Consider the following 21,471-nt stretch of genomic DNA (forward strand, 5'->3'; position numbering starts at 1 on the left):
AGGCAAGAGGGGAACCGTTCCCCAGACCAGGAGTTGACGTGCCCCCACAACTGATTTCGCTTGCGGGAATTGCCGCGATCCTTCTCATCGCGTTCCTGCTTTCCAATGCGAAGCGGCAGATCCGGCTGCGCATCGTGGGCGCGGCCTTTGCCCTGCAGGCGGGGCTTGCCGCACTGGTCCTGCGCACCGACTGGGGCGCGGCGGTGATCCGCGTCATGGCCGATGGCGTTGCCGCGCTGCTTTCCTATGCGGATGCGGGCACGCAGTTCCTGTTCGGCAGCAACGACACCAATCCGCTCGCCAATACCTTCGCGCTGGGTGCGCTGCCGGTGATCGTGTTCTTCGCCTCGCTGGTGTCGATCCTCTATCACGTCGGCGTGATGCAGCGGCTGGTGCGCTGGCTGGGCGGAGCGATCGGCTGGCTGACCGGCATTTCCAAGGTCGAATCGCTCGGCTCTGCTGCCAACATCTTCGTCGGCCAGTCGGAAAGCCCGCTGGTCGTACGCCCCTACCTGGCAGCCCTGTCGCCCTCGCGGCTCTTCACCCTGATGACCGTGGGCATGGCGGGCGTCGCGGGCACCATCCTGGCGGCCTATGCCGGATTGCTGGGGCCAAGTTACCTGCCGATCCTGCTGGCGGCCGCTTTCATGTCGGCGCCCGGGGGCATCCTGATGGCCAAGATCATCATGCCCGATACGCAGGAACCCGCGCCGGAGGCGGAGGGCGAGATCGCCCTGCCCGAAATGCGCATCAGCGCCGAAGGCCCCGCTGCCATTACCGAGGGAGAGACCCCGCACGAGGTAGAGGCCGCCGCCCATTTCGACGAGCATGGCCGCGCTGCAAATATCATCGAGGCCGCCGCGCAAGGCGCGCAGACCGGCCTCAAACTGGCCGTGGCCGTGGGCGCGATGGTGCTTACTTTCGTCGCGCTGATTGCGCTCGCCAACGGCCTGCTGGGCGCGATTGGCGGCTGGTTCGGCATGCCGGACCTGTCGTTCCAGCAACTGCTCGGCTGGCTGTTTGCGCCCATCATGTTCCTGCTCGGCATCCCGTGGGACGAGGCGATCACGGCTGGCGGCCTGTTCGGCACCAAGATCGTGCTCAACGAATTCGTGGCCTTCATCGAACTCGGCACGCTGGAAGACGGCACGCTGGGTCCCCGCACCGCTGCCATCGTCACCTTTGCTCTGTGCGGCTTTGCCAATTTCAGCTCCATCGCCATCCAGATGGCGGTGACTGGCGGCCTCGCGCCCAACCAGCGCCCGGTGATCGCCAAACTGGGCCTGAAGGCGCTGGCTGCCGGGTCGCTGGCCAACCTGATGAGCGCGGCACTGGCCGGGCTGTTCCTTCCCCTGTAAGAGCCTGATTCATGGACTCGATAGCCTCTATTTCCCTCGCCCGGCCGGTGGCCGATATTGCCGACGAACTGGGCCGCAGCTTTGCCGAATACGGCTTTGCCGTGGTGCGCGATCACGCGATCTCGCAGGACCTGATCGACCGTGCCGATGCCATGGCGCGGCAGTTCTTCGCCCTGCCCGACGACGCGAAGCGCGGCTATCATATTACCGGCGGCGGCGGTGCGCGCGGCTATACCCCGTTCGGCACCGAGATCGCCAAGGATGCGCAGGTCCACGACCTCAAGGAATTCTGGCACGTGGGCCGCACCCTGCCCGAAGGCCATGCGCTGTCAGAGATGATGCAGCCCAACGTCTGGCCTGCCGAGCTGCCGGGTTTCCGCGAGACTTTCGAGGAACTTTACCTCGCTTTCGAGGAAACCGGCGCGCGTATTCTCAGCGCCATCGCGCTGCACTTGGAGCTGGAGAAGGACTGGTTCGAAAGCACGGTGGAAGACGGCAATTCGGTGATGCGCCTGCTGCACTATCCGCCTCTGCCGGAAGACGCGCCTGCGGGGGCGATTCGCGCCGCCGCGCATGGCGACATCAACACGATCACCCTGCTGCTGGGGGCAGAGGAAGCCGGCCTCGAACTGCTCAACCGGCAGGGCGAATGGATGCCGGTCTCCCCGCCGCCCGGCGCGCTGGCAGTGAACGTGGGCGACATGCTGGACCGGCTGACCAATGGCCGCCTGCGCTCCACCACGCACAGGGTGGTAAACCCTCACGGGGAAGCCGCACACCGTTCGCGCTATTCGATGCCGTTCTTTCTGCATTTCCGGCCCGACTTCCTGATCGAGCCGCTGCCCCAATGCGTGGACGAGGGCGAATCGCCCCAGCCGCCGATCCTGGCGCACGATTACCTGATGCAGCGCCTGCGCGAGATTGGCCTCGCCTGAGTCCGGCGGGCTCCCAAAAGGGCCGCTTTGTCACACAACTGTAATGTTCCTGCACCGACTATGTTGCGTCGCAGCAACAGGGTCGGACAAGAATGCTGTCGCAGGAACGAATAAGGCCAAAATGAGTCTGGAATCGGTCTAAATGTCACGCCAGTGCAACCAAACTGTTCGCTAACAGGTCTAGAGGCCCGGCAGCCTTACTGACGGGCCTTTCGCTTATCCTCTCCTCCTTCAGGGACTTTCGTGACATGAAACTCCGTTTCCTTGCCGCCAGCGGCATCAGCCTGGCCGCCATGGCCGTAGCCGCTCCCGCGGCAGCACAGTCGACCGGCTCGACCGACTTCGAAGACAACGTCATCATCGTGACCGGTGCGGTCAATCGCGATGTCGGCGGCGTCCAGATCCCCGAAACCCCGCGCGCCAAGCAGGTGATCGACGAAGAACTGATTCGTCGCCAGCGCCCCGGCCAGTCGCTCAACGACATCGTGAACCTGGTTCCCGGCGTCAGCTTCCAGAACAACGACCCCTGGGGCTCCTCGGGCGGTGGTTTCACCATCCGCGGCTTCGGCGCCGACCGCGTTTCGCAGACGCTCGACGGCATTCCGCTGAACGACAGCGGCAACTACGCGCTCTATACCAACCAGCAGGTCGACACCGAGGTGCTGTCCTCGATCAACGTCAACCTGGGCACCACCGACGTTGACAGCCCCACCGCTTCCGCGGCCGGCGGCACGATCAACATCCGGACGCGTGAACCTTCGGACTTCGCTGCCGTCACCGCCACCGCCACCTATGGCGACGTGCTGGCTTCGGGCGCGCAGAACACCGATTACTACCGCGGCTTCTTCATGGTCGACAGCGGTGACATCACCGGTAACGGCCTCAAGGCCTTCGCCTCGGTCAGCTACACGAACTACGGCGTGCCCTACAATCCGTACGGCGAAGTGGACAAGACGCAGTTCAACGCCCGTATCTGGCAGGACATCGGCAGCAACGGCGACTTCGTCTCGCTGACCGGCCACTGGAACGAGAACGTGAACAACTTCGCGGGTTCGGAAAGCCTGAACACCCTGCTGGCCTTCTACGACGGCGATTTCACCAAGGAAGAGCGTTTCAGCGTCTACGAAGGTTCGGGTGAATTCCCCTGCACCGTGGACTCCGACGTCCTGATCGGCGGCGGCGGCACTCCCGGCGAGTCCGACCGTTACGACGATCGCAACGGCTGCGGCGCTGCCTTCTACCGTCGTTACAACCCGTCGCGCACCGGCAACCTGCGTGCCAACTCGCTGTTCACGCTGAGCGACCAGCTGACCTTCGCACTCGACGCCAGCTACCAGTACGTGAAGGCCAACGGTGGCGGCCCCGACGATCTGCGTGAAGGCTTCTTCGACGGCCTGACCGGCGCCTTCAACGGCGGCTACTACTTCGGACGCGACCTCAATGGCGACGGCGATACGCTGGACCGCATTGCCGGTAACGACCCGAGCCAGACCCGCACCGACCGTTTCGGCGTCGTGGCCAACCTCATCTACGAGATCACGCCCGACCATACGGTGCGCGCGGCCTATACGCTGGACCACGCCCGTCACCGCCAGACAGGTGAAATCACCACCATGCTGGCCAATGGCGAGCCGCTGGACATCTATGCGATCGATACCCCGCTGCTCGACGTTTACGGCAACGAGGTGAACAAGCGCGATCGCCTGTCCTATGCGATCCTGAACCAGCTTTCGGCGGAATATGCCGGCCGGTTCGGCGATCTCAACGTGGTGGCTGGCCTGCGCGTGCCGTACTTCAAGCGTGAACTGAATCAGTATTGCTACACCACCTCGGACAACGGCTTCGTCGATTGCCCGGCTCCCGGTCAGAACCTGGCCGCTTATGAAGCGGACAACCCCGACTACGTGCCGCCGATCTCGCGCGAATACGATTACGACAAGGTGCTGCCGTCGATCGGTTTCACCTACGGAATCACCGATGCGTTCTCGGCCTTCGGTAACTACAACATGGGTCTCTCGGTGCCGGGTACGGACCCGCTGTACGACTCGCTGTACATCCCCGAAGACCAGCGTGCCCGGCCGGTTCCCGAAACCACCGACAGCTTCGATGGCGGTTTCCGTTACACCAGCGGCAGCGTGCAGGCGCAGATCGCCGGCTGGTTCACCCGTTACGAAAACCGTCTGGCATCGGCTTTCGATCCGACGGCTCGCAACGGCGAAGGCGCCGTGGTGTTCCGTAACCTTGGCCGCGTGGACAAGTACGGTGTGGACGCTTCGGTTTCCTACGCTCCGACCGACAATACCCTGCTTTACGTCTTCGGTTCGATCAACGAATCGGACATTGCCGACGACGTGCAGACCGGTTTCGATGCCAACGACAATCCGGTGTTCCTGCCCACCAGCGGCAACTCCGAATCGGGTACGCCGGAATACAGCTTCGGCGGTCGTGGCCAGGTGGTTCTCGGCGATCTGGAACTTGGCCTGCAGGCCAAGCACACCGGCGGTCGCTGGATCAATGACCTGAACACCGACAAGGCACCGTCGTACACGCTGGTCGACTTCGACCTGCGCTACAACGTTGCCGAGTTCAGCAACGGCACCACCGCTGCTGTGCAGGTGAACGTCACCAACATCTTCGATGAATACTACATCGGCTTCTTCGGTGGCTCGCTGGACGGCTTCGGCTTTGCCCAGATCGGTGCACCGCGCGCTGCCAGTGTGTCGCTGATCATCGGCTACTAAGCCGCAGCGATCATCGCCAAGAAAAGGGCGGCGGCATCCCATCGGATGCCGCCGCCCTTTTTTATTGCCTGTGATGAACCGAAGGGCGCGAAGACCAGCGCCCGAAAGAATCAGCGCAGCGGGGGTTCGTCGAAACTGCGCAGCTTGCGGCTGTGGAAGCTGCCAGCTTCCTTGCTCAGCAGGTTCAGCGTCTCGATCCCGATACGCAGGTGCTGGCTGATCGAGCGTTCGTAAAAGGCGTTCGCCTGCCCCGGCAGCTTGATCTCTCCGTGCAAGGGCTTGTCCGAAACGCACAGCAGCGTGCCGTAGGGCACACGGAAGCGATAGCCCTGCGCCGCCACGGTGGCCGATTCCATGTCGATCGCCACGGCCCGGCTCTGGTTGAAGCGCAGGGCGGAGCGGGTGAAGTGCAGTTCCCAGTTGCGGTCGTCGGTCGTGACCACGGTGCCCGTGCGCAGGCGCCGCTTAAGCAGCTCCTCGCTGTCGCCGGTGATGCGCAGCGCGGCATCGAACATGGCGGTCTGCACTTCGGCAATCGGGGGAATGGGAATTTCCGGCGGGATCGCCTGGTCCAGAACGTTGTCGTCGCGCAGGTAAGCGTGAGCCAGCACGTAATCGCCGATGGTCTGGCTGGGCCGCAGGCCGCCGCAGTGGCCGATCATCAGCCACACTTCCGGGCGCAGCACGGCGATATGGTCGCAGATGGTCTTGGCGTTGGACGGGCCGACGCCGATGTTGACCAGCGTGATGCCCGAATTGTCCTTACCCACCAGGTGATAGGCAGGCATCTGGTGCTTGCGCCAGGTGCCCTCGGTCACCCGCTCGCGCGCGCCTTCAAGGTCGCCGCGCTCGATTACCACGCCCGGCGCGGAGAAGCGTTCGTAGCGGCTGTCGGGATCGGCCAATTCGGCCAGCGCCATGTCGATGAATTCCTCGACGTAGCGGATATAGTTCGTGAACAGTACGTACCGCTGCACGTGATCGGCGGGGGTGCCGGTGTAATGCCGCAGCCGTGCCAGGCTGAAATCGGTGCGCAGCGCATCGAACAGCGACAGCGGGCGGTTCCCGTCGTCTCCTGCCAGCCACGTGCCATCGACCACCTCGTCCCCGATCTTCACCAGGTCGGAAGCCGGGAAGTGGCGTGTCAGTTCGGCGCTGCTCGCCTGGTTCAGGTCCGGCGAACCGCTGTCGAGCACGTACTGGTAAGGGATTTCGTCATGCGACCGGCCGACTTCCAGCTCCACGTCGTAATCGCTGACGAGGTAGTGCAACTGTTCGCGCAGGTACGGGCGGAACAGGCCGGGCTCGGCAATCGAGCTGGAATAGGAGCCCGCCTGGTTCAGCCGGGCGTAGGACCGCGCAGGATGATCCAGCCCCTCGTCACTGCGGAAATGCAGCGTGAGTTGCGGATAGGCGAAGATGCCCTTGGCCCGCTCCTCCGGATCGGGCGGCTGGCGGGTCTGGCCATAGGTGCGCAGCGCCGCCACCAGATTGCCGCGCGATGCGTCGGAAATGGCTTCGAGCTGGTCGAGAATGTCGTCGATCTGATCCGGCGTGGTCGCCATGAAAACTCCTTGGCAGCGGTACGATCTGCCGGGCCTTAGTCAATTATCGGGCGAATACCCAGTCGAGATAGGCAGCCAGGCGGATGCCCGACTGGGCCAGCCGCGTTTCCACCGTGGGCGACCACTCCCAGTTGTAGTCATACCGCAGCACTGCCGGGGCCTCGCGCGTGCCCATGCCCGCCTCCTCGCCGGTGGCGGGATAGATGCGGTCTCGCAGGGCAACGCTTTCCGCCACCCAGGTTTCGGGCGTGGCGTCCCACCAGGCCAGCACCTCGTCCGGACCCATCCGGTCCTCCAGCCGCGCCGCATATTCGGAATAGGACAGCTGCTGGCGCAGGATCATGCCCTCGTCCCACACCCAGTGCAGGTTGGTGGGCATGTCGAACCAGTCGACGATGAAATCGTTGCCGCCGCGGTCGCTGCCGTCCCCGGCGTGGAGCGGCATGTGCAGGTCGGATACGAGGTGGACGACGAAGCGCAGCGCCAGCGCCTTTTCCTCGCGCGTCGCCATGTCGTTGCGCAGGGTCGCGACAAAGCCGTCGAGCGCGGTCAGCGTGTCGCCCTCGGGCGGGTGGGGGATGCTGCCCGCATCGGTGCCCGGCGGCACGGTGACATAGTGGAACGGGGATGCGGTTTCCTGCCAGAACGGTTCGGGGTTGGAGCGTTCCTCGTCCGGCCAGGTGCTGGCCTCGGGCAGGCCTTCGTGACCCAGGATCTCGACGATCTCGGCGCGGGTCCGGCCGTCGATGTTATCCTGCGCGATCTCGGCGCTGATCCGGTGACCGATCGGCCCCCAGGCATTGGCGGGCGCGGACAGCGCGACACTGGCGATGACGGGGGCGGCAAGCAGCATTCTGATCATGGTGACAACCTAACGAAATCTTGTGGCAGGACGGTGAACGCATACCGTCGATCCGGCTCTGGCGGTATCCGGTTTTTGCCACCTGCGGACCAGCGCCGCACAGGCGAGAGGCGTCCCCGCCGATGTTGCAAGAAAGGCAGGCGCAGCGGCCCCTAAGGGCCGATGCCGCCTATCCCGGTCATCAGAACGGGATATCGTCGTCCAGGTCGTCGTAGTTGGAACCGCCGCCAGAGGACTGGCCGCCGCCGCCGCTGCTACCGCCGTAATTGCCGCCGCCCTGGCCTCCGCCAAAGCCGCCGGAACCGCCGCCGGAGCGCTGGCCGCCGCCGAAGCCGCCACCACCGCCGCCGCCTTCACCGCGGCCGTCGAGCATCACCAGCGTGCCGTTGAAGCCGCGCAGCACCACCTCGGTGGAATAGCGATCCTGGCCGTTCTGGTCCTGCCACTTGCGGGTCTGGAGCTGGCCCTCGATGTAAACCTTGGAGCCCTTCTTCAGGTAGTTCTCGGCAACGTTGACGAGGCCTTCCGAAAAGATGGCCACGGTGTGCCATTCGGTCCGCTCCTGCCGCTCGCCGGAATTGCGGTCCTTCCACGTCTCGCTGGTGGCGATGCGCAGGTTGCACACCTTGCCGCCGTTCTGGAAGCTGCGGACTTCCGGGTCCTGGCCCAGGTTTCCGATCAGCATCACCTTGTTGAGACTACCCGCCATCGATTCGTATCCTTTATCAGTTCGGTGACCGGCCTATCGAATGAATCGCGCAGGCTCCACCCCTTAGGCGGCTTTCCCACATCGACAGATCACAGCCCCAGCGCCACCGCGCTCCAGTAGGTGAGACCGGCAAACACATAGGCCGCGCCGAACAGGTAGACGAGCATGAAGATCGGCCATTTCCACCCGTTCGTCTCGCGCTTGGCGACGGCGATGGTGGAAATGCACTGCGGCGCGAAGACGAACCACGCGAGGAAAGCAAGCGCCGTCGGCAGGCTCCACCCGGCCTGCAGGCGCGGGATCAGGCCTTGCGCTTCTTCCTCTTCGTCCGCGCCTTCCACGGCGTAGGTCGTCGCCAGCGCCGATACGGCCACTTCGCGCGCGGCCATGGCAGGGATGATCGCCAGGCTGATCTCGCGGTTGAAACCAATAGGTGACAGGATCACGTGCATGCCATCGGCCACGTGCCCAGCGATGCTGGCGTCGATCTGGCTCTCGCCCGGCTCGGCCTTGGGGAAGCTCAGCAGCACCCAGAGCGCGATCGTGGCGATGAAGATGATCGTGCCCGCGCGGCGCAGGAACACCCATGCCCGCTGCCACAGGCCGATGGCCATGTCGCGCAATGGCGGCATCTGGTAGCGCGGCATTTCCATGATGAAACCGCTCGCCCCGCCCTTTGCCACCGTGCGGCGCAGCACCAGTGCAGCGACCATGGCCCCGACGATCCCGGCAACGTAAAGCCCGAACAGCACCAGCCCCTGCAAGCCGATGCCCGGTCCGACCGTGGTGGCAGGAATGAAGGCGGCGATTATTACGGCATAGACGGGCAGGCGCGCCGAACAGGTCATCAGCGGAGCCACCAGGATGGTGGTCAGCCGGTCCTTGGGATCGGCGATGGAGCGCGTCGCCATGATGCCGGGAATGGCGCAGGCAAAGCTGGACAGCAGCGGGATGAAGCTGCGGCCCGACAGGCCGACATAGGCCATCAGCCTGTCCATGATGAAGGCCGCGCGGGCCATATAACCCGATTGTTCCATCGCCAGGATGAAGGCGAACAGGATGACGATCTGCGGCAGGAAGACGACGACCGAGCCGACGCCGGTCAGCACGCCTTCGGTAATGAAGTCGCGCACCACGCCTGCGGGCATGGCACCTTCCACCAGGCCGATCAGCGCGGTGATGCCGCCGTCCAGCGCATCGGCAAACGGCGTCGCCCAGGCGAACACCGCCTGGAAAATGATGAACAGCAGCGCGAACAGGATCGGCGGGCCAAGCCAGGGGTGCAGCAGCACTTTGTCGAGCTTGGCGTGGAGGCGGTGCTTGCTGTCCTCGGAAAGGATCGCGCCCCTGGTCATGTTGCGCGCGGCCAGCCGCCGTTCGGGCAGGCTCTGCCCGGCCACCTCATGCCGCGCGGAAAGGTCCTGCTTTTCGGCATCGCCCATGGCCTCCACCAGCGCCTCGATCCCGCGCTTGCGCACGGCGACGGTGGAAATGACCGGTACGCCCAGCGCGGCGGAAAGAGCATCGGCGTCTAGCACCAGCCCGTCCCGCTCCGCCATGTCGACCATGTTGAGCGCCACCACGGTCGGGCGGCCAAGCGCAATCAGTTCCTGCGCGAAGACGAGGTGCTGCTCGAGGTTCGCCGCATCGACGACCACCACCAGCACGTCGGGAACAGGCTCGCCCGGAAAGTCCCCCTGCACAACCTGCCGGGTCACTTCCTCGTCGGGGCTCGCCGGGTCCAGCGAATAGGAACCGGGCAGGTCGATCAGTTCAACCGGCTCGCCCGAAGGCAGGAACATGCGTCCGGCCTTCCGCTCCACGGTAACGCCGGGATAGTTGGCGATCTTCTGGCGCGCACCGGTAAGGGCATTGAACAGCGCGCTTTTGCCTGCATTGGGGTTGCCGACCAGCGCGGCGGTGCGAAGTCTCGTCATACCAGCCTCACCGTCATCGCACGGGCGTGCACCCGGCGGATGGCCACGTTCATGCGGCCCACCATCAGGGCGATGGGATCCTTGCCGACGAATATGCCGCGATGGGCGATGGCCACGCGGGCGCCTGCGTCAATGCCCATGGCGCGCAGGCGCTTGCCTTCGTCGGGCGCGAGCGCGCTCCAGTCGACATGGACGATTTCAGCGCGCTCCAGCGGCGCCAGGAGATCGAGGGTGAGGTCGTTTTCCACAGTTCGCCCGGTGCCAGAGCGCCGCGCTAATTGCAACTGCTTCGCAATAGAAAAAGTGATTCAGTTCTGCGGATAGCGCAGGCGGCCCAGGAACCGCGCGACATCGAAATGCTCGCGGTCCTTGCCCAGCAGTTGCGCCTTCGCCTTCTCGAACTTCATCACGCCTTCGATCCGGCGATCGAGGAAGGCAGCGGTCTCGGCCTTGCCTTCGCTCTCGTCCTCCACGAACACCGCCAGCGTCGCGCCGTAGATACCGGCCAGGATCGCGCGCTTGGTATAGTGATTGTAATCGGTGGCGGTATCGCCTGCCAGCCGCCACATCTTGTCGGCGCTGGACCAGCCCTGTTTCAGCGCCCGCGGGGCATTCTGCGGCATGGCCTGCACGGCGGTGGCGCGGCGCAGCGACTCCTCCAGCCCCATGATCGCTTCCAGCCGGAACCACACCAGGCTGCGGATTTTCTCACGGATGGGCATGTTGTCCAGCCGGCCGTCGGCAAAATGGGCTTCCATCCTGGCGTCGACCGAGCCGACCCAGGCATCGATCATGTCCATGGCCCGTCCGCCAAGCCCGCTCGTCTTGAAGGCCAGACGGCCGACGGCGGGATCGACATCGGCCATCTCGCAGGCGGAGACCAACGCCGCATCGGTCCACCCGTCGAACATGGCGGACACGGCAATATCGGGCGCCAGCGCAAGGCGCAGCTCGTCCAGGGTCGCGTCTTTCAGGTCTGCATCCGCCATCGGCAAGCCCCCTAGAATACCGGTCCGTAGGTCCGCGTATTGCTTTCTTCATCGCTGGCTTCGCTGCGCTCGATAGCGCTCAGCACCCGACCAGAGACACCCGGCATCGCGGCATAGTCGCGGGCGGTGCGCCCGGCATTGTCGGCGCGATCGGGATCGGCCCCTGCCTTCACCAGCACCTCGATCATCTCGATATTGCGGGCGTGCACGGCGGAGATCAACGGGGTCTCGCCCGTTTCGTTGCCGATATCCATCCGCGCGCCTGCATCCACCAGCGCCTGCACGCCTTCGACCCAGCCGATCTGCGCCGCGGCGATCAGCGGGGTGCGACCGCGGTTGTCGGCGATGTTGGGATTGGCGCCCTTTTGCAGCAGGAACTTCGTCCAGGTCAGGTCGCGCCGGTCGACGGTGATATGCAGCCCGGTCTCGCCAGAGGTGATGTCGCGCGTGTTGACGAGCGTGGTGCCCGGCTGGCTCAACATCTCGGTTGCCTCGTCCCCCTCGCGGTCCTTCACCGCCTGCAGGAACTGGTAGCCTTCGGAATACATCTGCGCTGCGGCGGGCACCGACAGTGCGGTTGCCGCCAGTGCGGCCAGTCCAAGGCAGATCGTATGAATGGGGGCGCGTGCCACTTCCCATCTCTCCTGTTTCAATAATGTGCGCAAAAGCACCGCGTTCGTGCGGGACTTCGCTTGCCTAGAGCGCGTTAGCAGAGCATGAACGCTACGTCATGTCAGCACGTCTTTCGGTTGTCACCCCCCTCCTTTTGGCCCTCTCCCTTGCTGCCTGCGATGGCGGGGGGAGCGAACCGCCCATTACCGACGCGCCGCTCTACAACAGCGCGCTCACCGGGCAATACGACCTGGTCGATTCTTCGGGCGCGCAGGTCACCAACGCCGATTTCGCTGGGCAGTACCAGCTGGTCTATTTCGGCTATGCCTACTGCCCCGATATCTGCCCGTTCGACATGCAGCGCATGATGCGCGGGTATGACCGGTTTGCCGAAGCCAATCCCGACCTCGCCGACGACGTGCAGCCCATTTTCATCACCATCGATCCCGCGCGCGACACGCCGGAAAAGGTGGGCGAATATGCCAATGCCTTTTCCGACCGGCTGATCGGCCTGACCGGATCGCCCGAACAGATCGAGGCGGCGGCGGCAGCGTTCTTCGCCCATTACCAGAAACTGGATCCGGACGCCGAGAGCGACTACCTGATGGACCACTCGCGCACAGGCTACCTGGTCGACCGCGAGGGAGAACCGATGGCGCTGATCCCGGTCGAAGATTCGGCAGAAGCGGTAGCCGCCGAACTGGAAAAATGGGTCCGTCCCGCCGATGGCTGACCTGCGCGCCCGGTTCTGGGAGCTTGAGCTGGAGGAGCTGTCGCGCGCCGAGTGGGAAGCCTTGTGCGACGGCTGCGGGCGCTGCTGCCTGAACAAGCTGGAAGACGAGGACACCGGCGAGATCGTGGAAACGAACGTCGCGTGCAAGCTGCTCGACACCGGCACGGCGCAATGCCGCGACTATCGCCATCGCAAGGCCTTCGTGCCCGATTGCCTGCGCCTTACGCCGCGCCTGCTGAAGGACATTCACTGGCTGCCTGCCACCTGCGCCTACGTGCGCCGGGCGGAGGGCAAGCCCCTGCCCGACTGGCACCATCTTCTCACCGGCAGCCGCGATGCCATGGTGGAAGCAGGTGCCAGCGTCGCCGGGCGCTGCATCAGCGAAACCGTGGCAGGCCCGCTGGAACACCACGTGGTGGAGTGGGACGATTGATCGACTGGTTGCGCGACGATCACCAGAACCCCGCCATCGAAGTCGGCGGTCAGACCCTTCCCATCGCCATCCGCCGCCACGCCCGCGCCCGGCGTCTGACCATGCGGCTCTCGCCCGATGGCCGCGAGGTGCGCATCACCCTGCCCACCTGGGGCCGAACGCGGGATGCCCTTACCTTTGCCGCGGCGCGCGCCGAATGGATAGAGCGGCAGCTTGACCGGGTGCCGCGCAATCTGAGCGTGGCGGACGGCGAGACCATGGCCTATCGCGGAGAGCCATTGCGCATTGCCTGGGACAAGGCAGCGGGCCGAAAGCCTGTCGTCGATAACGGCACCTTGCGCGTAGGCGGCACCGCAGACGGGCTGGAGGCGCGCGTGCGCCGCTGGCTGGAGGCAGAGGCGCTGCGGCTGTGCGGAGACGATCTTGCCTTCTACTGCCAGCGCGCCGCTGTCGACGTGCCCGCCCTGCGCCTGTCGCGCGCGCAGCGGCGCTGGGGTTCGTGTTCGGGCGACAGGAAGACCGGCCGCTGCATCCGCATCAACTGGCGGCTGGTGATGGCACCCGATCACGTGCGCCGCTCCGTCGTCGCGCACGAGGTCGCCCACCTCGTCCACTTCGACCACTCGCCTGCCTTCCATGCGCTGCTGGCAAGACTGTTCGAGGGGCACCTGCCCGAGGCCGACGGCTGGCTGAAGCGCGAGGGGCGCTCGCTCTACGCCGCCTTCGGCTGAGCTGCCATCGCATCATCAATAGCTGGCGAATCCCGCCGCACATCCCTATCCTAAGCAGCATGAAGGGTTTTTTCCGCCGAGTATCGCCGCGCCGCGCGGTCGTGGATTTTCGCGACCAGTGGAAGCAGCCCACGCCGCACCGCTGGCAGATCCTGGGCGTGGCCATGGCTGCGACCTTTGCCGTGTTCATGCTGTTCATTCCCGAAAGCCAGCGCGCCCCGCCCGCCCGGCCCGACGTGATGTACATCTCCACCTTCGAGGAAGGCCGGACCGAGGGCGAGATCATCGCCACCAATTGCGCCAACCAGCAGCTGAAGGACGAATTGCAGGCGCGAATCGACGCGAACGAAGCGCGCAGGCGAGAAATGTACGAGACGCTGGGTCGTGCGACATTCATCGATGTCGACGAGATGAAGGCCGAGATCGAGGCTGAGCGACAGGCCAAGGCGCGCGAGGACACCGGCCCAACGCCGGAAGAGCTGGCGCTCTCGGTAGAAGAATACTGTGCCGCTGCTGCTGGCTGACGACGCCCGATGGATGGCCGCCGCTGCCGCCCTGGCAGAGCGCGCGCGTCCCCTTGCCAGCCCCAACCCCGGCGTCGGCGCGATCATCGTGAAGCACGGAGCGGTGCTGGCGCGCGGCTGGACCATGCCCGGCGGACGCCCCCATGCGGAGGCCGTGGCGCTGGAAGCGGCAGGAGAAGCCGCGAGCGGGGCTACGCTCTATGTCACGCTGGAGCCCTGCGCCCACCGTTCGCAGCGCGGTCCGGCCTGCGCCGACCTGATTTCCGCCGCCGGTCTTGCCCGCGTGGTGGTGGGCATGCGCGATCCCGACCCGCGCACGGCAGGCGATGGCATCGCGCGGATCGAGGCCGCAGGCGCGCAAGTCGCGACGCTCGACTGGACGCCCGCATGCCTTGGCCTGTCGGGCCATGCCACACAGCTGGCGAAGGGCCGCCCGCACGTTACGCTCAAGCTGGCCATGTCACTGGATGGCTGCATCGCTACCTGTACCGGGGAGAGCCAGTGGATCACCAACTCCGCCTCCCGCGCCCACGGCCACCGCGAGCGCGCGCGGGCCGATGCCATCCTTGTCGGCGGCGGCACCCTTCGCGCCGACAACCCGCGCCTCGACGTGCGGTTACCGGGGCTGGAGGATCGCTCTCCTCGCCGCGTAGCGCTCACCTCTGGTAAGGTACCCGAAGGCTGGCAGGCCATCCGTTCGCCGGAAGAGATCGCCGCGCTGGACGGCGTGCGATACCTGATGGTGGAAGGCGGCGCGCAGACCGCCTCGGCCTTCCTCGCAGCCGGACTGGTAGATCGCCTGTTGATCTACCGCGCCCCCGTGCTGCTGGGCGGCGGCACGCCCGCCATCGGCCACATCGGGCACGATACGCTGGAGAAAGCCTTTGCCGACGGCCTGAACCTCCTCGACCGGCGCCAGCTTGGCAGCGACACGCTGGAAGTCTATCAGCGCGCCTGACCAGCAAAGGGGCCGTCCATGTTCACCGGAATTGTCACCGCCATCGGCACGATCACGCAAGTCCAGCAGCGCGGAGACCTGCGCCTGACCATCGCCTGCCCGTTCGATCCTGCCGAAATCGATATCGGCGCGTCCATCGCCTGTTCGGGCGTGTGCCTGACCGTGGTGGACCGCGGCGGCACAAAAGGCGACGCGCATTTCGTGGTGGACGTGTCCGCCGAAACCACATCCTGCACGGCGAAACGCATGTGGCGCGAAGGCGCGAAACTGAACCTTGAACCCTCGCTGCGACTTGGCGACGAACTGGGCGGCCATATCGTGACCGGCCATGTCGACGCCGTGGGCCGCGTGGCAGACTGGCAGCCCGAAGGCGATTCGATGCGTCTCACCATCGCCGCCCCCGCCAACCTTGCTCCCTTCATCGCGCCCAAGGGATCGATCACCATCAACGGCGTGTCGCTGACGGTGAACAGCGTGCAGGACCGTGACGACGGCACCGTGCAGTTCGGCCTCAACATCATCCCCCACACCGCCGACGTCACCACGCTGGGCGAACTGGCGCAGGATGCAGAGGTGAACCTGGAGGTCGATACCATCGCGCGCTACCTCCACCGGATGCAGGCGCTGCGGGCGGGTTAATCGGAATTGCGGGAGCGGCGGCTAACGACCCCATAGCGGACGAGCGACTTAGCTGTTCTCCGTCCGCAAAGCCCTCAATCAGCGACCGATGCGTCCCTTCCGGTCTCGCATCGAAGCGTCAGACCATATTCGTCTAGCCAGTCAGCCTCGGTCGGCAGGAGATACTGGAGCGCTTCCGGGAGCAGGCCGTGAAGCGTGTTTGCGTGCACAAGGTCATTTCGGCGATCGGAATAACACATGTCCGAGCGCACTTCGGCGACAAGCCGCGTAATTCCTTCCTCCGTCTCGCCACCCTCATTCGCAAACGAAATAAATAGAGGGGGGCGTTCGGTTTCGCCCATATCGACAAAGTGCCGGGAAAGCTGCTGGCCGTTCCATTGCAAGCTGGGGGAAAGGGCAGCGTATCCGTTGAACAGTTCGGGCGTGTTGACCCATGTCTCGATCACGAAATGCCCTGCTGCGCTCTCTCCCATCAAGAAAGCACGGCCATCGTCTCGATATTGCGAGCGTATCATCGGAAGGATTTCCGACGAGAGCCACTCTCGGAACGCATCGCTTTCCCCCGCTGTGGGATAGCGCTCTTGTTCGCCTGCTGTAGACGTCGGTGGCAGCAGTTCGCGTTGCCTATCGACCGTTTCGACACCGACAAAAATTGCAGGGGCACTGCGCTGCCACAACTGGTTCCAGCGTTCCACGCCGAGCGCCAGGAAGAAATCCTGCTTCAGGCCCGCATCGAGCATGATGAAGATGGGATAGGCTTGTTCCCCATCATCATAGCCCTGCGGTGTCACCACGTGGACCTTGCGCTCCGCTTCATGAGTTTCCACGAGGTAAGAGGTCCCGATCGTCAACGGTTCTGTCTCAATGACATCCTGCCCGTAAGTCGGCGTTGCGCTGAGAACGATGGCCGCGACAAGGAAACTGAGAATTCTCATAGGCGCGGTGCTCCTGTTGCCAAGACCGGGAAGCGGGCGGCATTCATAGCACTTCTCCTAGAACCTGCCAGTCCGCCTCCCACCCCATAGCTGAAATTCACCGTCAACAGGCTTCCCTACACGCCCTCACCCGCTCCAACCTCGGCCAATGCCGAGAACCCCTGCAAGCAAACTTCGCCGCCGTCCCCCGTTCTTCCATCCCGTGCCGCTGCGCTCGCGCCGTGATGGGTGGAGCGCGGCGCGGCAGTGCGCATTCCTCGCCCACCTTTACCTGACCGGCAGCGTCAGCGCCGCCGCGGGGGCTGTCGGGATGAGCCGGGAGAGCGCGCACCGTTTGCGTCGCCGCGCAGGTGCGGCGAGTTTCGCCCAGGCGTGGGATCATGTCCTCACGCCGCAAGGCGAGGGGCGCGTCGCGCAAAAGGTCGACTGGCGGAAGGTCACAGATGAGGAGCTGTTTCGCCGCGTCGAACACGGCCTGATCGCCCCCGCGCTCCATCGCGGCAGGATCACCGGGATACGCCGGAAAGCCGACAATTCGGCGCTTTTGCGGCTGCTACGTCGCCTCGACAAGGCAAACGCCCAACCCTTCGAAGAAGAGCCGGGCGCATGAAAACCAACTTTTGCAAAACACCCCTGTGGGCGTTCCACGTTGTTCTGGGGTCAGCCGGTCACGTCGGCCAGCGCGGCCACGAAGGCGTCGATGTTGCCCATCGTCAGGCCCGCCACGTTGATGCGGCCCGAGCCTGCCATGTAGACACCGTGGTCCTTGCGCAGTTGCTCGACCTGTTCCTTGCTGACAGGCAGCATCGCAAACATGCCCTTCTGGCGGCCGAGCGGGGTGAGATCCACACCGCCCGCATTGCTGTTGGCGGCCAGCCTGGCGCGCACCTGGCCGATGCGCTGGCGCATGTCCTCGACTTCGGCCAGCCAGTCGGCAGTCAGGTCCTCGTCTTCCAGGATCACGCGCACGGCAGCCCCGCCGTGATCGGGCGGCATGGACCAGTTGGCCCGCGCCAGCGAAGAGCCGTTGGACATGATCCGCGTCACCACGTCGGCATCGCCGCCGATGGCGTAGAGCGCGCCCACGCGGTCACGGTAGAGGCCGAAGTTCTTGTCGCAGCTGTAGGCCACCAGCGCTTCCGGCACGGCGGAAACGAGTGTGCGCATGCCGTAGGCGTCTTCTGCCATGCCATCACCCAGCCCCTGATAGGCAAGGTCGATGATCGGCAGCGTGCCGCTGTCCTTCAGCAGGCCGGCGATCTCGTCCCACTCCTCGTTCGTGTAATCCACGCCCGTGGGATTGTGGCAGGCACCGTGCAGCAGCACCGCGTCGTTCGCATCGGCACTGGCGATCACATCGCGCAGGGCGGCCATGTCGGCAGAGCCATTCTCGGCAGCGTGGTTGAACGTGCCGACTTCCATGCCGCAATCGGCCAGGATCTGCGCGTGGTTGGGCCAGCTGGGCGTGCCCATCCAGATCTTCTTGACGCCCGCCTTCGCCGCCAGCGCCACCGCCAGGCGCACCGCGCCGGTGCCGCCGGGGGTCTGCATGCCGTCGATGCGACCAGCCTCGGTAAGCTTAGCCGTCAGGCTGTCGCCGAACACGTGCGGCATCAGCGCGTTGACGAAACCCATGTCGCCTTCGGGGCCGAGGTAGGCCTTGGTGTCCTGCCCGTCGACCAGCCGCTTCTCCGCCGCCTTGATCGCGCGGAACACCGGCGTCGCGCCGTCGGCAGTGCGATAGACGCCCACGCCGAGGTCGATCTTCGATGCGCGCGGGTCCGCGTTGTAGAGCTTGATCAGCGCAAGAAGCGCATCGGGCGGTTGCTGGGTGAGTTTGTCGAGCATGATGGCGGCTCAATGCCGCCGCGCGCGGCAATCCGCAAGTGCGCAGATTGCCGCGTCAGCCTTGCCCGATCAGAACGGCAGCCAGCGCTGCTTGCGCGAGAAGCGCATGTAACCTGCATTCACGCCCAGCCGCAGGCCCGCCCCCACGCGAATGGGGATCAGCACGACATCGCCCTTGCGTACGTAGCTGGCGTTGAACCCGCCCACGAAATAGGCCTGTCCCTCGCCCGCCGGGAAGCGTTCGTAAAGCTCGTCCGTATCGTAGAGGTTGTAGACCAGCACGAAGGTGTTGCCTGCGTTGGCACCGGCATCCAGCCCGATCGAGGGGCCGGTCCAGTAAACGGGCATGTTGCCTTCGACAGCGTGATGCAGCGTTCCCGAGCCGTAGCGCACGCCCAGCACGAATGCGCCGCCGCCCTCGCGCCCGACGATATAGCCGTTGGGCTCGCCCTGGTCGGAAAGGATATTCTGGATCAGCCGGGCCAGCCCTTCGGCGCCGCGCCCGAACAGGCCCTCGGCAGCGCCGATCAGGTCATCCTCGGCGTAGGTGGTGCGCTCCTGCGCGGGTGGGGCTTGCGCCACTTCCACGCCGGAGCCGGCGGCGGGCAGTTCTTCGGGCGGCAGGTCGAGCACCTGCCGATTGCTGTCATAGCGGGCGCTGGGATCGCTCATCTCGTACGCGCCCCCGAAGCCCGGCTCGGCCGGGATTTCGTTCGCCTGGGGATCGGTTTGCTGGGGGTAGTCCGGCGCGGTGGTGCGCGACGGCGGATCGACAAGGTCGCCGTCGATCATGGTGTCGGGGTCGACGGTCTCGATTTGCTGCGCGGCGACCGGCCACGCCAGCGCGGGCAGCGACAGCAGGGCAGCGGCGACGAGTGCTTTGCGGATCGGTTGCATGGTCTCCCTTCCGATTTCACCCGCTTGGCAGCAGGCGCGCGAACAGAGAGTTACATTGAGTCCCCTCGGCCTGAAGCGGCAATGAATAGGCGGCGAGTCGAATCGATTTCGCGGTGAACCGAATCCGGGATCGTGCGGCAGGATGCTTTCAGGATCGCTCGCACGACGGCTCTGGCGCAAAAAGAGAATGCACACTTGAAGCCCCTGCAAGCCATCGTTATAGGCCGCGTCTTGCCGCTTGGGTCCGGAGACGTGGGTGAGTGGCTGAAACCAGTTCCCTGCTAAGGAACCATACCTCTATCGGGGTATCGAGGGTTCGAATCCCTCCGTCTCCGCCACCGCCCTTTTCAGGGCCGCCCTGCCCCCAGAATCGCACAAAAAGCTTTGCGATTTCGCCGTTTGCGACTCCAGCCCTCTTTTGCAAACGGCGTAATTGCCGCCGAGTAGATGAGCCCGGAAGATGCCGGCGCAGTGCGCGAAGGCATCTGTGTCGTTCGACAGGACCTCTTGGAGATTAATGTGCGCGTCCGGGTCAAGGGGAATTGGTTCTCCAAGCTCTCCGCAGAAGTATTCGACAGCTGCGCACGAAGCTGGGATGTCGGCCGCACACAGTATCGTGGCATGCGCGAGCACTGCGTACTCGTGTGACCGGGCATTCCGGATGGTCCATCGCTGAGCAGTGCCTGCCAGCTTGCGGCCATCGACAGCGACGTTGAATTTGCCGTCGCAAAAACTTCCATTTACCGGACCGACCGAAACCGCGCCGGTGCGCGTTACGGCGCTTGCAATTAGGTCGGTCAAGACCTGGAAATATGCGACCGGGTCCTGACATTCCTTGCCATCTGCGACGCTCACGATTGCGAGGTTCAGAATACCTGGCCCCTGGGGTACGACGCCCCCTCCGGAGGGGCGCAACACAACCGGCCAGCCACCAGCTGCGCTGGCGCTGGCCGCACTTTCGAAACGCGGCTTTCGCGCCATCGAGCTCGGTACGACCAGGGAACGGCCTGCCGTCCAGAGCGCCATCTCGAAATCGCTCTCGCGCCGCGCTACACGGGCGAGCAACAGGGCCTCCTTAGCCAGGGCTTCGCGCGAGTGCTGGAAATGGCTGACAGCGTTCACGCGAAGATGGCACCGCTCTCGATAGTGATGCACAGAGCGGTGAGAAACGCTGCGGCAGGCGCGCCATCGACCGCGCGATGATCGAACGTCAGCGACAGCCCCAAATGGGGCGCAAAGGCTATCGATCCGTCAGCGCAATTGACCGGTCTTTCGACCATCCGCCCCAGACCCAGGATCGCCACCTGCGGAATATTGAGGATCGGCGTGAAGTGCTCGACGCGGGTCAGCCCCAGATTGCTGATCGTGAACGTCCCCCCTGTCATCTCCGACACGGTAAGCTTGTTTACCTTGGCACGCCGGGCCAGATCCTGCCGCGCCGCGCGCAGTTCGGTCAGCGACAGGTCCTGTGCATCGAAGATCGCCGGGGCGACCAGCAGGTCACCCGGAAGTGCGATCGCGATGGACAGGTGCACTTGCGGGCCCGTGTGAACCTCTTGGTTGACCAGCCGTGCATTGAGCTGCGGAAAGTCCGCCAGCGTACGGATGGTGGCGAACATGACCAGGTCTTCGATTGAAACGTTTTCTCCGGCGTCGGCGCAGGATTGCTTGGCGGCAACGAGGGCGCTCGCCTGCGCGGTGGCATGATGGGTGAGCTGCGCCGCTTCACGAAGGCTGGCAACCATCTTGTCGGCAATCATCCGCCGAGGGCCGCGAAGCGGAACGGCAGTCGTGTGTCCCGCCGATGAGGACGCATGCATCGATCGCATGTCAGTCTATCCGCGCGATCGTTTCGCCCTTGGCTGCGACCTCGTCCACCTGCTTCACGATGGCAATCGTGCCTTCGGCGGGGGCGAGCACTTCGTGCTGCACCTTCTCCACCATGATCTCCGCGATGAGCTGGCCGCTGGTCACTCGCGCGCCGTCTGAAACGAGCCAGGCAGTGATCGCCGCCTCGCTGTCTTCTTCCCACAGATTGCCGGGTATTGTTACGTCGGTTGCCATT

General features: G+C 64.9%; 23 protein-coding genes and 1 tRNA gene. 11 read left to right on the top strand and 13 right to left on the bottom strand.

Annotated features, from left to right (window positions below; translation table 11 throughout):
* The first annotated feature begins 38 nt into the window (after window positions 1–38).
* From D2V07_RS11105 to D2V07_RS11115, 3 genes are all read left to right on the top strand, one after another.
* Window positions 39–1,358, top strand: coding sequence for a NupC/NupG family nucleoside CNT transporter (locus D2V07_RS11105; protein WP_119587042.1), 1,320 nt, complete (start codon window positions 39–41; stop codon window positions 1,356–1,358).
* An 11-nt stretch (window positions 1,359–1,369) separates the two neighbouring features.
* On the top strand, window positions 1,370–2,293 hold the full coding sequence (locus tag D2V07_RS11110) for an isopenicillin N synthase family dioxygenase (protein ID WP_119587043.1): 924 nt from the start codon (window positions 1,370–1,372) through the stop codon (window positions 2,291–2,293).
* A gap of 248 nt (window positions 2,294–2,541) precedes the next feature.
* Complete coding sequence (locus D2V07_RS11115; RefSeq protein WP_119587044.1) at window positions 2,542–5,034, top strand: TonB-dependent receptor; 2,493 nt, start codon at window positions 2,542–2,544, stop codon at window positions 5,032–5,034.
* A 110-nt stretch (window positions 5,035–5,144) separates the two neighbouring features.
* Here the strand turns inward: D2V07_RS11115 and D2V07_RS11120 are convergent, their stop codons facing one another.
* The 7 genes from D2V07_RS11120 to D2V07_RS11150 form a co-directional block, all read right to left on the bottom strand.
* Window positions 5,145–6,599, bottom strand: a complete 1,455-nt coding sequence (locus tag D2V07_RS11120; protein WP_119587045.1) for an AMP nucleosidase — start codon at window positions 6,597–6,599, stop codon at window positions 5,145–5,147.
* Between the two features lie 43 nt (window positions 6,600–6,642).
* On the bottom strand, window positions 6,643–7,461 hold the full coding sequence (locus D2V07_RS11125; RefSeq protein WP_233548359.1) for a S1/P1 nuclease: 819 nt from the start codon (window positions 7,459–7,461) through the stop codon (window positions 6,643–6,645).
* Between the two features lie 181 nt (window positions 7,462–7,642).
* The gene (ssb, locus tag D2V07_RS11130; protein WP_119587047.1) at window positions 7,643–8,170 is read right to left on the bottom strand and encodes a single-stranded DNA-binding protein; all 528 of its coding nucleotides are present in this window, start codon (window positions 8,168–8,170) and stop codon (window positions 7,643–7,645) included.
* Window positions 8,171–8,259: 89 nt separating this feature from the next.
* Window positions 8,260–10,107 (bottom strand): ferrous iron transporter B, encoded by a 1,848-nt coding sequence (gene feoB, locus D2V07_RS11135; RefSeq protein ID WP_119587048.1) that lies wholly within the window; start codon window positions 10,105–10,107, stop codon window positions 8,260–8,262.
* Window positions 10,104–10,355, bottom strand: a complete 252-nt coding sequence (locus D2V07_RS11140; protein ID WP_199698781.1) for a FeoA family protein — start codon at window positions 10,353–10,355, stop codon at window positions 10,104–10,106. The genes feoB and D2V07_RS11140 overlap by 4 nt, the downstream gene beginning before the upstream one ends.
* A 60-nt stretch (window positions 10,356–10,415) precedes the next feature.
* Entirely contained in the window at window positions 10,416–11,096 is a 681-nt protein-coding gene (locus D2V07_RS11145; protein WP_119587049.1) for a COQ9 family protein, read from the bottom strand.
* A gap of 11 nt (window positions 11,097–11,107) precedes the next feature.
* Window positions 11,108–11,728 (bottom strand): ankyrin repeat domain-containing protein, encoded by a 621-nt coding sequence (locus D2V07_RS11150; RefSeq protein ID WP_233548360.1) that lies wholly within the window; start codon window positions 11,726–11,728, stop codon window positions 11,108–11,110.
* 98 nt (window positions 11,729–11,826) lie between these two features.
* On the opposite strand from D2V07_RS11150, the gene D2V07_RS11155 reads away from it, so the two are divergent.
* From D2V07_RS11155 to D2V07_RS11180, 6 genes are read left to right on the top strand one after another with little or no spacing between them, the layout of a single operon-like run.
* Window positions 11,827–12,441, top strand: coding sequence for an SCO family protein (locus D2V07_RS11155; RefSeq protein ID WP_119587050.1), 615 nt, complete (start codon window positions 11,827–11,829; stop codon window positions 12,439–12,441).
* Complete coding sequence (locus tag D2V07_RS11160; protein WP_119587051.1) at window positions 12,434–12,874, top strand: YcgN family cysteine cluster protein; 441 nt, start codon at window positions 12,434–12,436, stop codon at window positions 12,872–12,874. Before D2V07_RS11155 ends, D2V07_RS11160 begins: the two co-directional genes overlap by 8 nt.
* Entirely contained in the window at window positions 12,862–13,605 is a 744-nt protein-coding gene (locus D2V07_RS11165) for a M48 family metallopeptidase (protein WP_325049014.1), read from the top strand. The genes D2V07_RS11160 and D2V07_RS11165 overlap by 13 nt, the downstream gene beginning before the upstream one ends.
* Window positions 13,606–13,664: 59 nt before the next feature.
* Complete coding sequence (locus D2V07_RS11170; RefSeq protein ID WP_119587053.1) at window positions 13,665–14,129, top strand: hypothetical protein; 465 nt, start codon at window positions 13,665–13,667, stop codon at window positions 14,127–14,129.
* Window positions 14,122–15,087 (top strand): bifunctional diaminohydroxyphosphoribosylaminopyrimidine deaminase/5-amino-6-(5-phosphoribosylamino)uracil reductase RibD, encoded by a 966-nt coding sequence (ribD, locus tag D2V07_RS11175; protein WP_267899757.1) that lies wholly within the window; start codon window positions 14,122–14,124, stop codon window positions 15,085–15,087. Before D2V07_RS11170 ends, ribD begins: the two co-directional genes overlap by 8 nt.
* An 18-nt stretch (window positions 15,088–15,105) precedes the next feature.
* Window positions 15,106–15,726, top strand: a complete 621-nt coding sequence (locus tag D2V07_RS11180; RefSeq protein ID WP_119587054.1) for a riboflavin synthase — start codon at window positions 15,106–15,108, stop codon at window positions 15,724–15,726.
* Window positions 15,727–15,800: 74 nt separating this feature from the next.
* Here D2V07_RS11180 and D2V07_RS11185 read toward each other — a convergent pair whose 3' ends face one another.
* Window positions 15,801–16,661: an alpha/beta hydrolase gene (locus tag D2V07_RS11185; RefSeq protein WP_119587055.1), complete on the bottom strand. Its 861-nt coding sequence runs from the start codon at window positions 16,659–16,661 to the stop codon at window positions 15,801–15,803.
* Between the two features lie 148 nt (window positions 16,662–16,809).
* On the opposite strand from D2V07_RS11185, the gene D2V07_RS11190 reads away from it, so the two are divergent.
* Entirely contained in the window at window positions 16,810–17,271 is a 462-nt protein-coding gene (locus D2V07_RS11190) for a hypothetical protein (RefSeq protein WP_147366950.1), read from the top strand.
* A gap of 50 nt (window positions 17,272–17,321) precedes the next feature.
* Here D2V07_RS11190 and D2V07_RS11195 read toward each other — a convergent pair whose 3' ends face one another.
* Complete coding sequence (locus D2V07_RS11195; protein ID WP_119587057.1) at window positions 17,322–18,509, bottom strand: amino acid aminotransferase; 1,188 nt, start codon at window positions 18,507–18,509, stop codon at window positions 17,322–17,324.
* A 69-nt stretch (window positions 18,510–18,578) separates the two neighbouring features.
* Window positions 18,579–19,406: a DUF1134 domain-containing protein gene (locus tag D2V07_RS11200; protein ID WP_119587058.1), complete on the bottom strand. Its 828-nt coding sequence runs from the start codon at window positions 19,404–19,406 to the stop codon at window positions 18,579–18,581.
* Window positions 19,407–19,652: 246 nt separating this feature from the next.
* On the opposite strand from D2V07_RS11200, the gene D2V07_RS11205 reads away from it, so the two are divergent.
* A tRNA-Ser gene (locus D2V07_RS11205) sits at window positions 19,653–19,744 on the top strand.
* Here D2V07_RS11205 and D2V07_RS11210 read toward each other — a convergent pair.
* Genes D2V07_RS11210 through D2V07_RS11220 form a run of 3 tightly spaced genes read right to left on the bottom strand, consistent with a single transcriptional unit; the run spans window position 19,704 to window position 21,470 of the window.
* A complete protein-coding gene (locus tag D2V07_RS11210; protein ID WP_119587059.1) occupies window positions 19,704–20,528 on the bottom strand; it encodes a lipoyl protein ligase domain-containing protein in 825 nt (274 codons plus the stop codon). The genes D2V07_RS11205 and D2V07_RS11210 overlap by 41 nt on opposite strands.
* On the bottom strand, window positions 20,525–21,235 hold the full coding sequence (locus D2V07_RS11215; protein ID WP_325049015.1) for a 2-oxo acid dehydrogenase subunit E2: 711 nt from the start codon (window positions 21,233–21,235) through the stop codon (window positions 20,525–20,527). The genes D2V07_RS11210 and D2V07_RS11215 overlap by 4 nt, the downstream gene beginning before the upstream one ends.
* Before the next feature lies 1 nt (window position 21,236).
* Window positions 21,237–21,470: a biotin/lipoyl-containing protein gene (locus tag D2V07_RS11220; RefSeq protein WP_119587061.1), complete on the bottom strand. Its 234-nt coding sequence runs from the start codon at window positions 21,468–21,470 to the stop codon at window positions 21,237–21,239.
* Window position 21,471: the final 1 nt, after the last annotated feature.

Origin of the sequence: Aurantiacibacter zhengii (assembly GCF_003584125.1) — a bacterium.
GTDB classification, from domain to species: domain Bacteria; phylum Pseudomonadota; class Alphaproteobacteria; order Sphingomonadales; family Sphingomonadaceae; genus Alteraurantiacibacter; species Alteraurantiacibacter zhengii.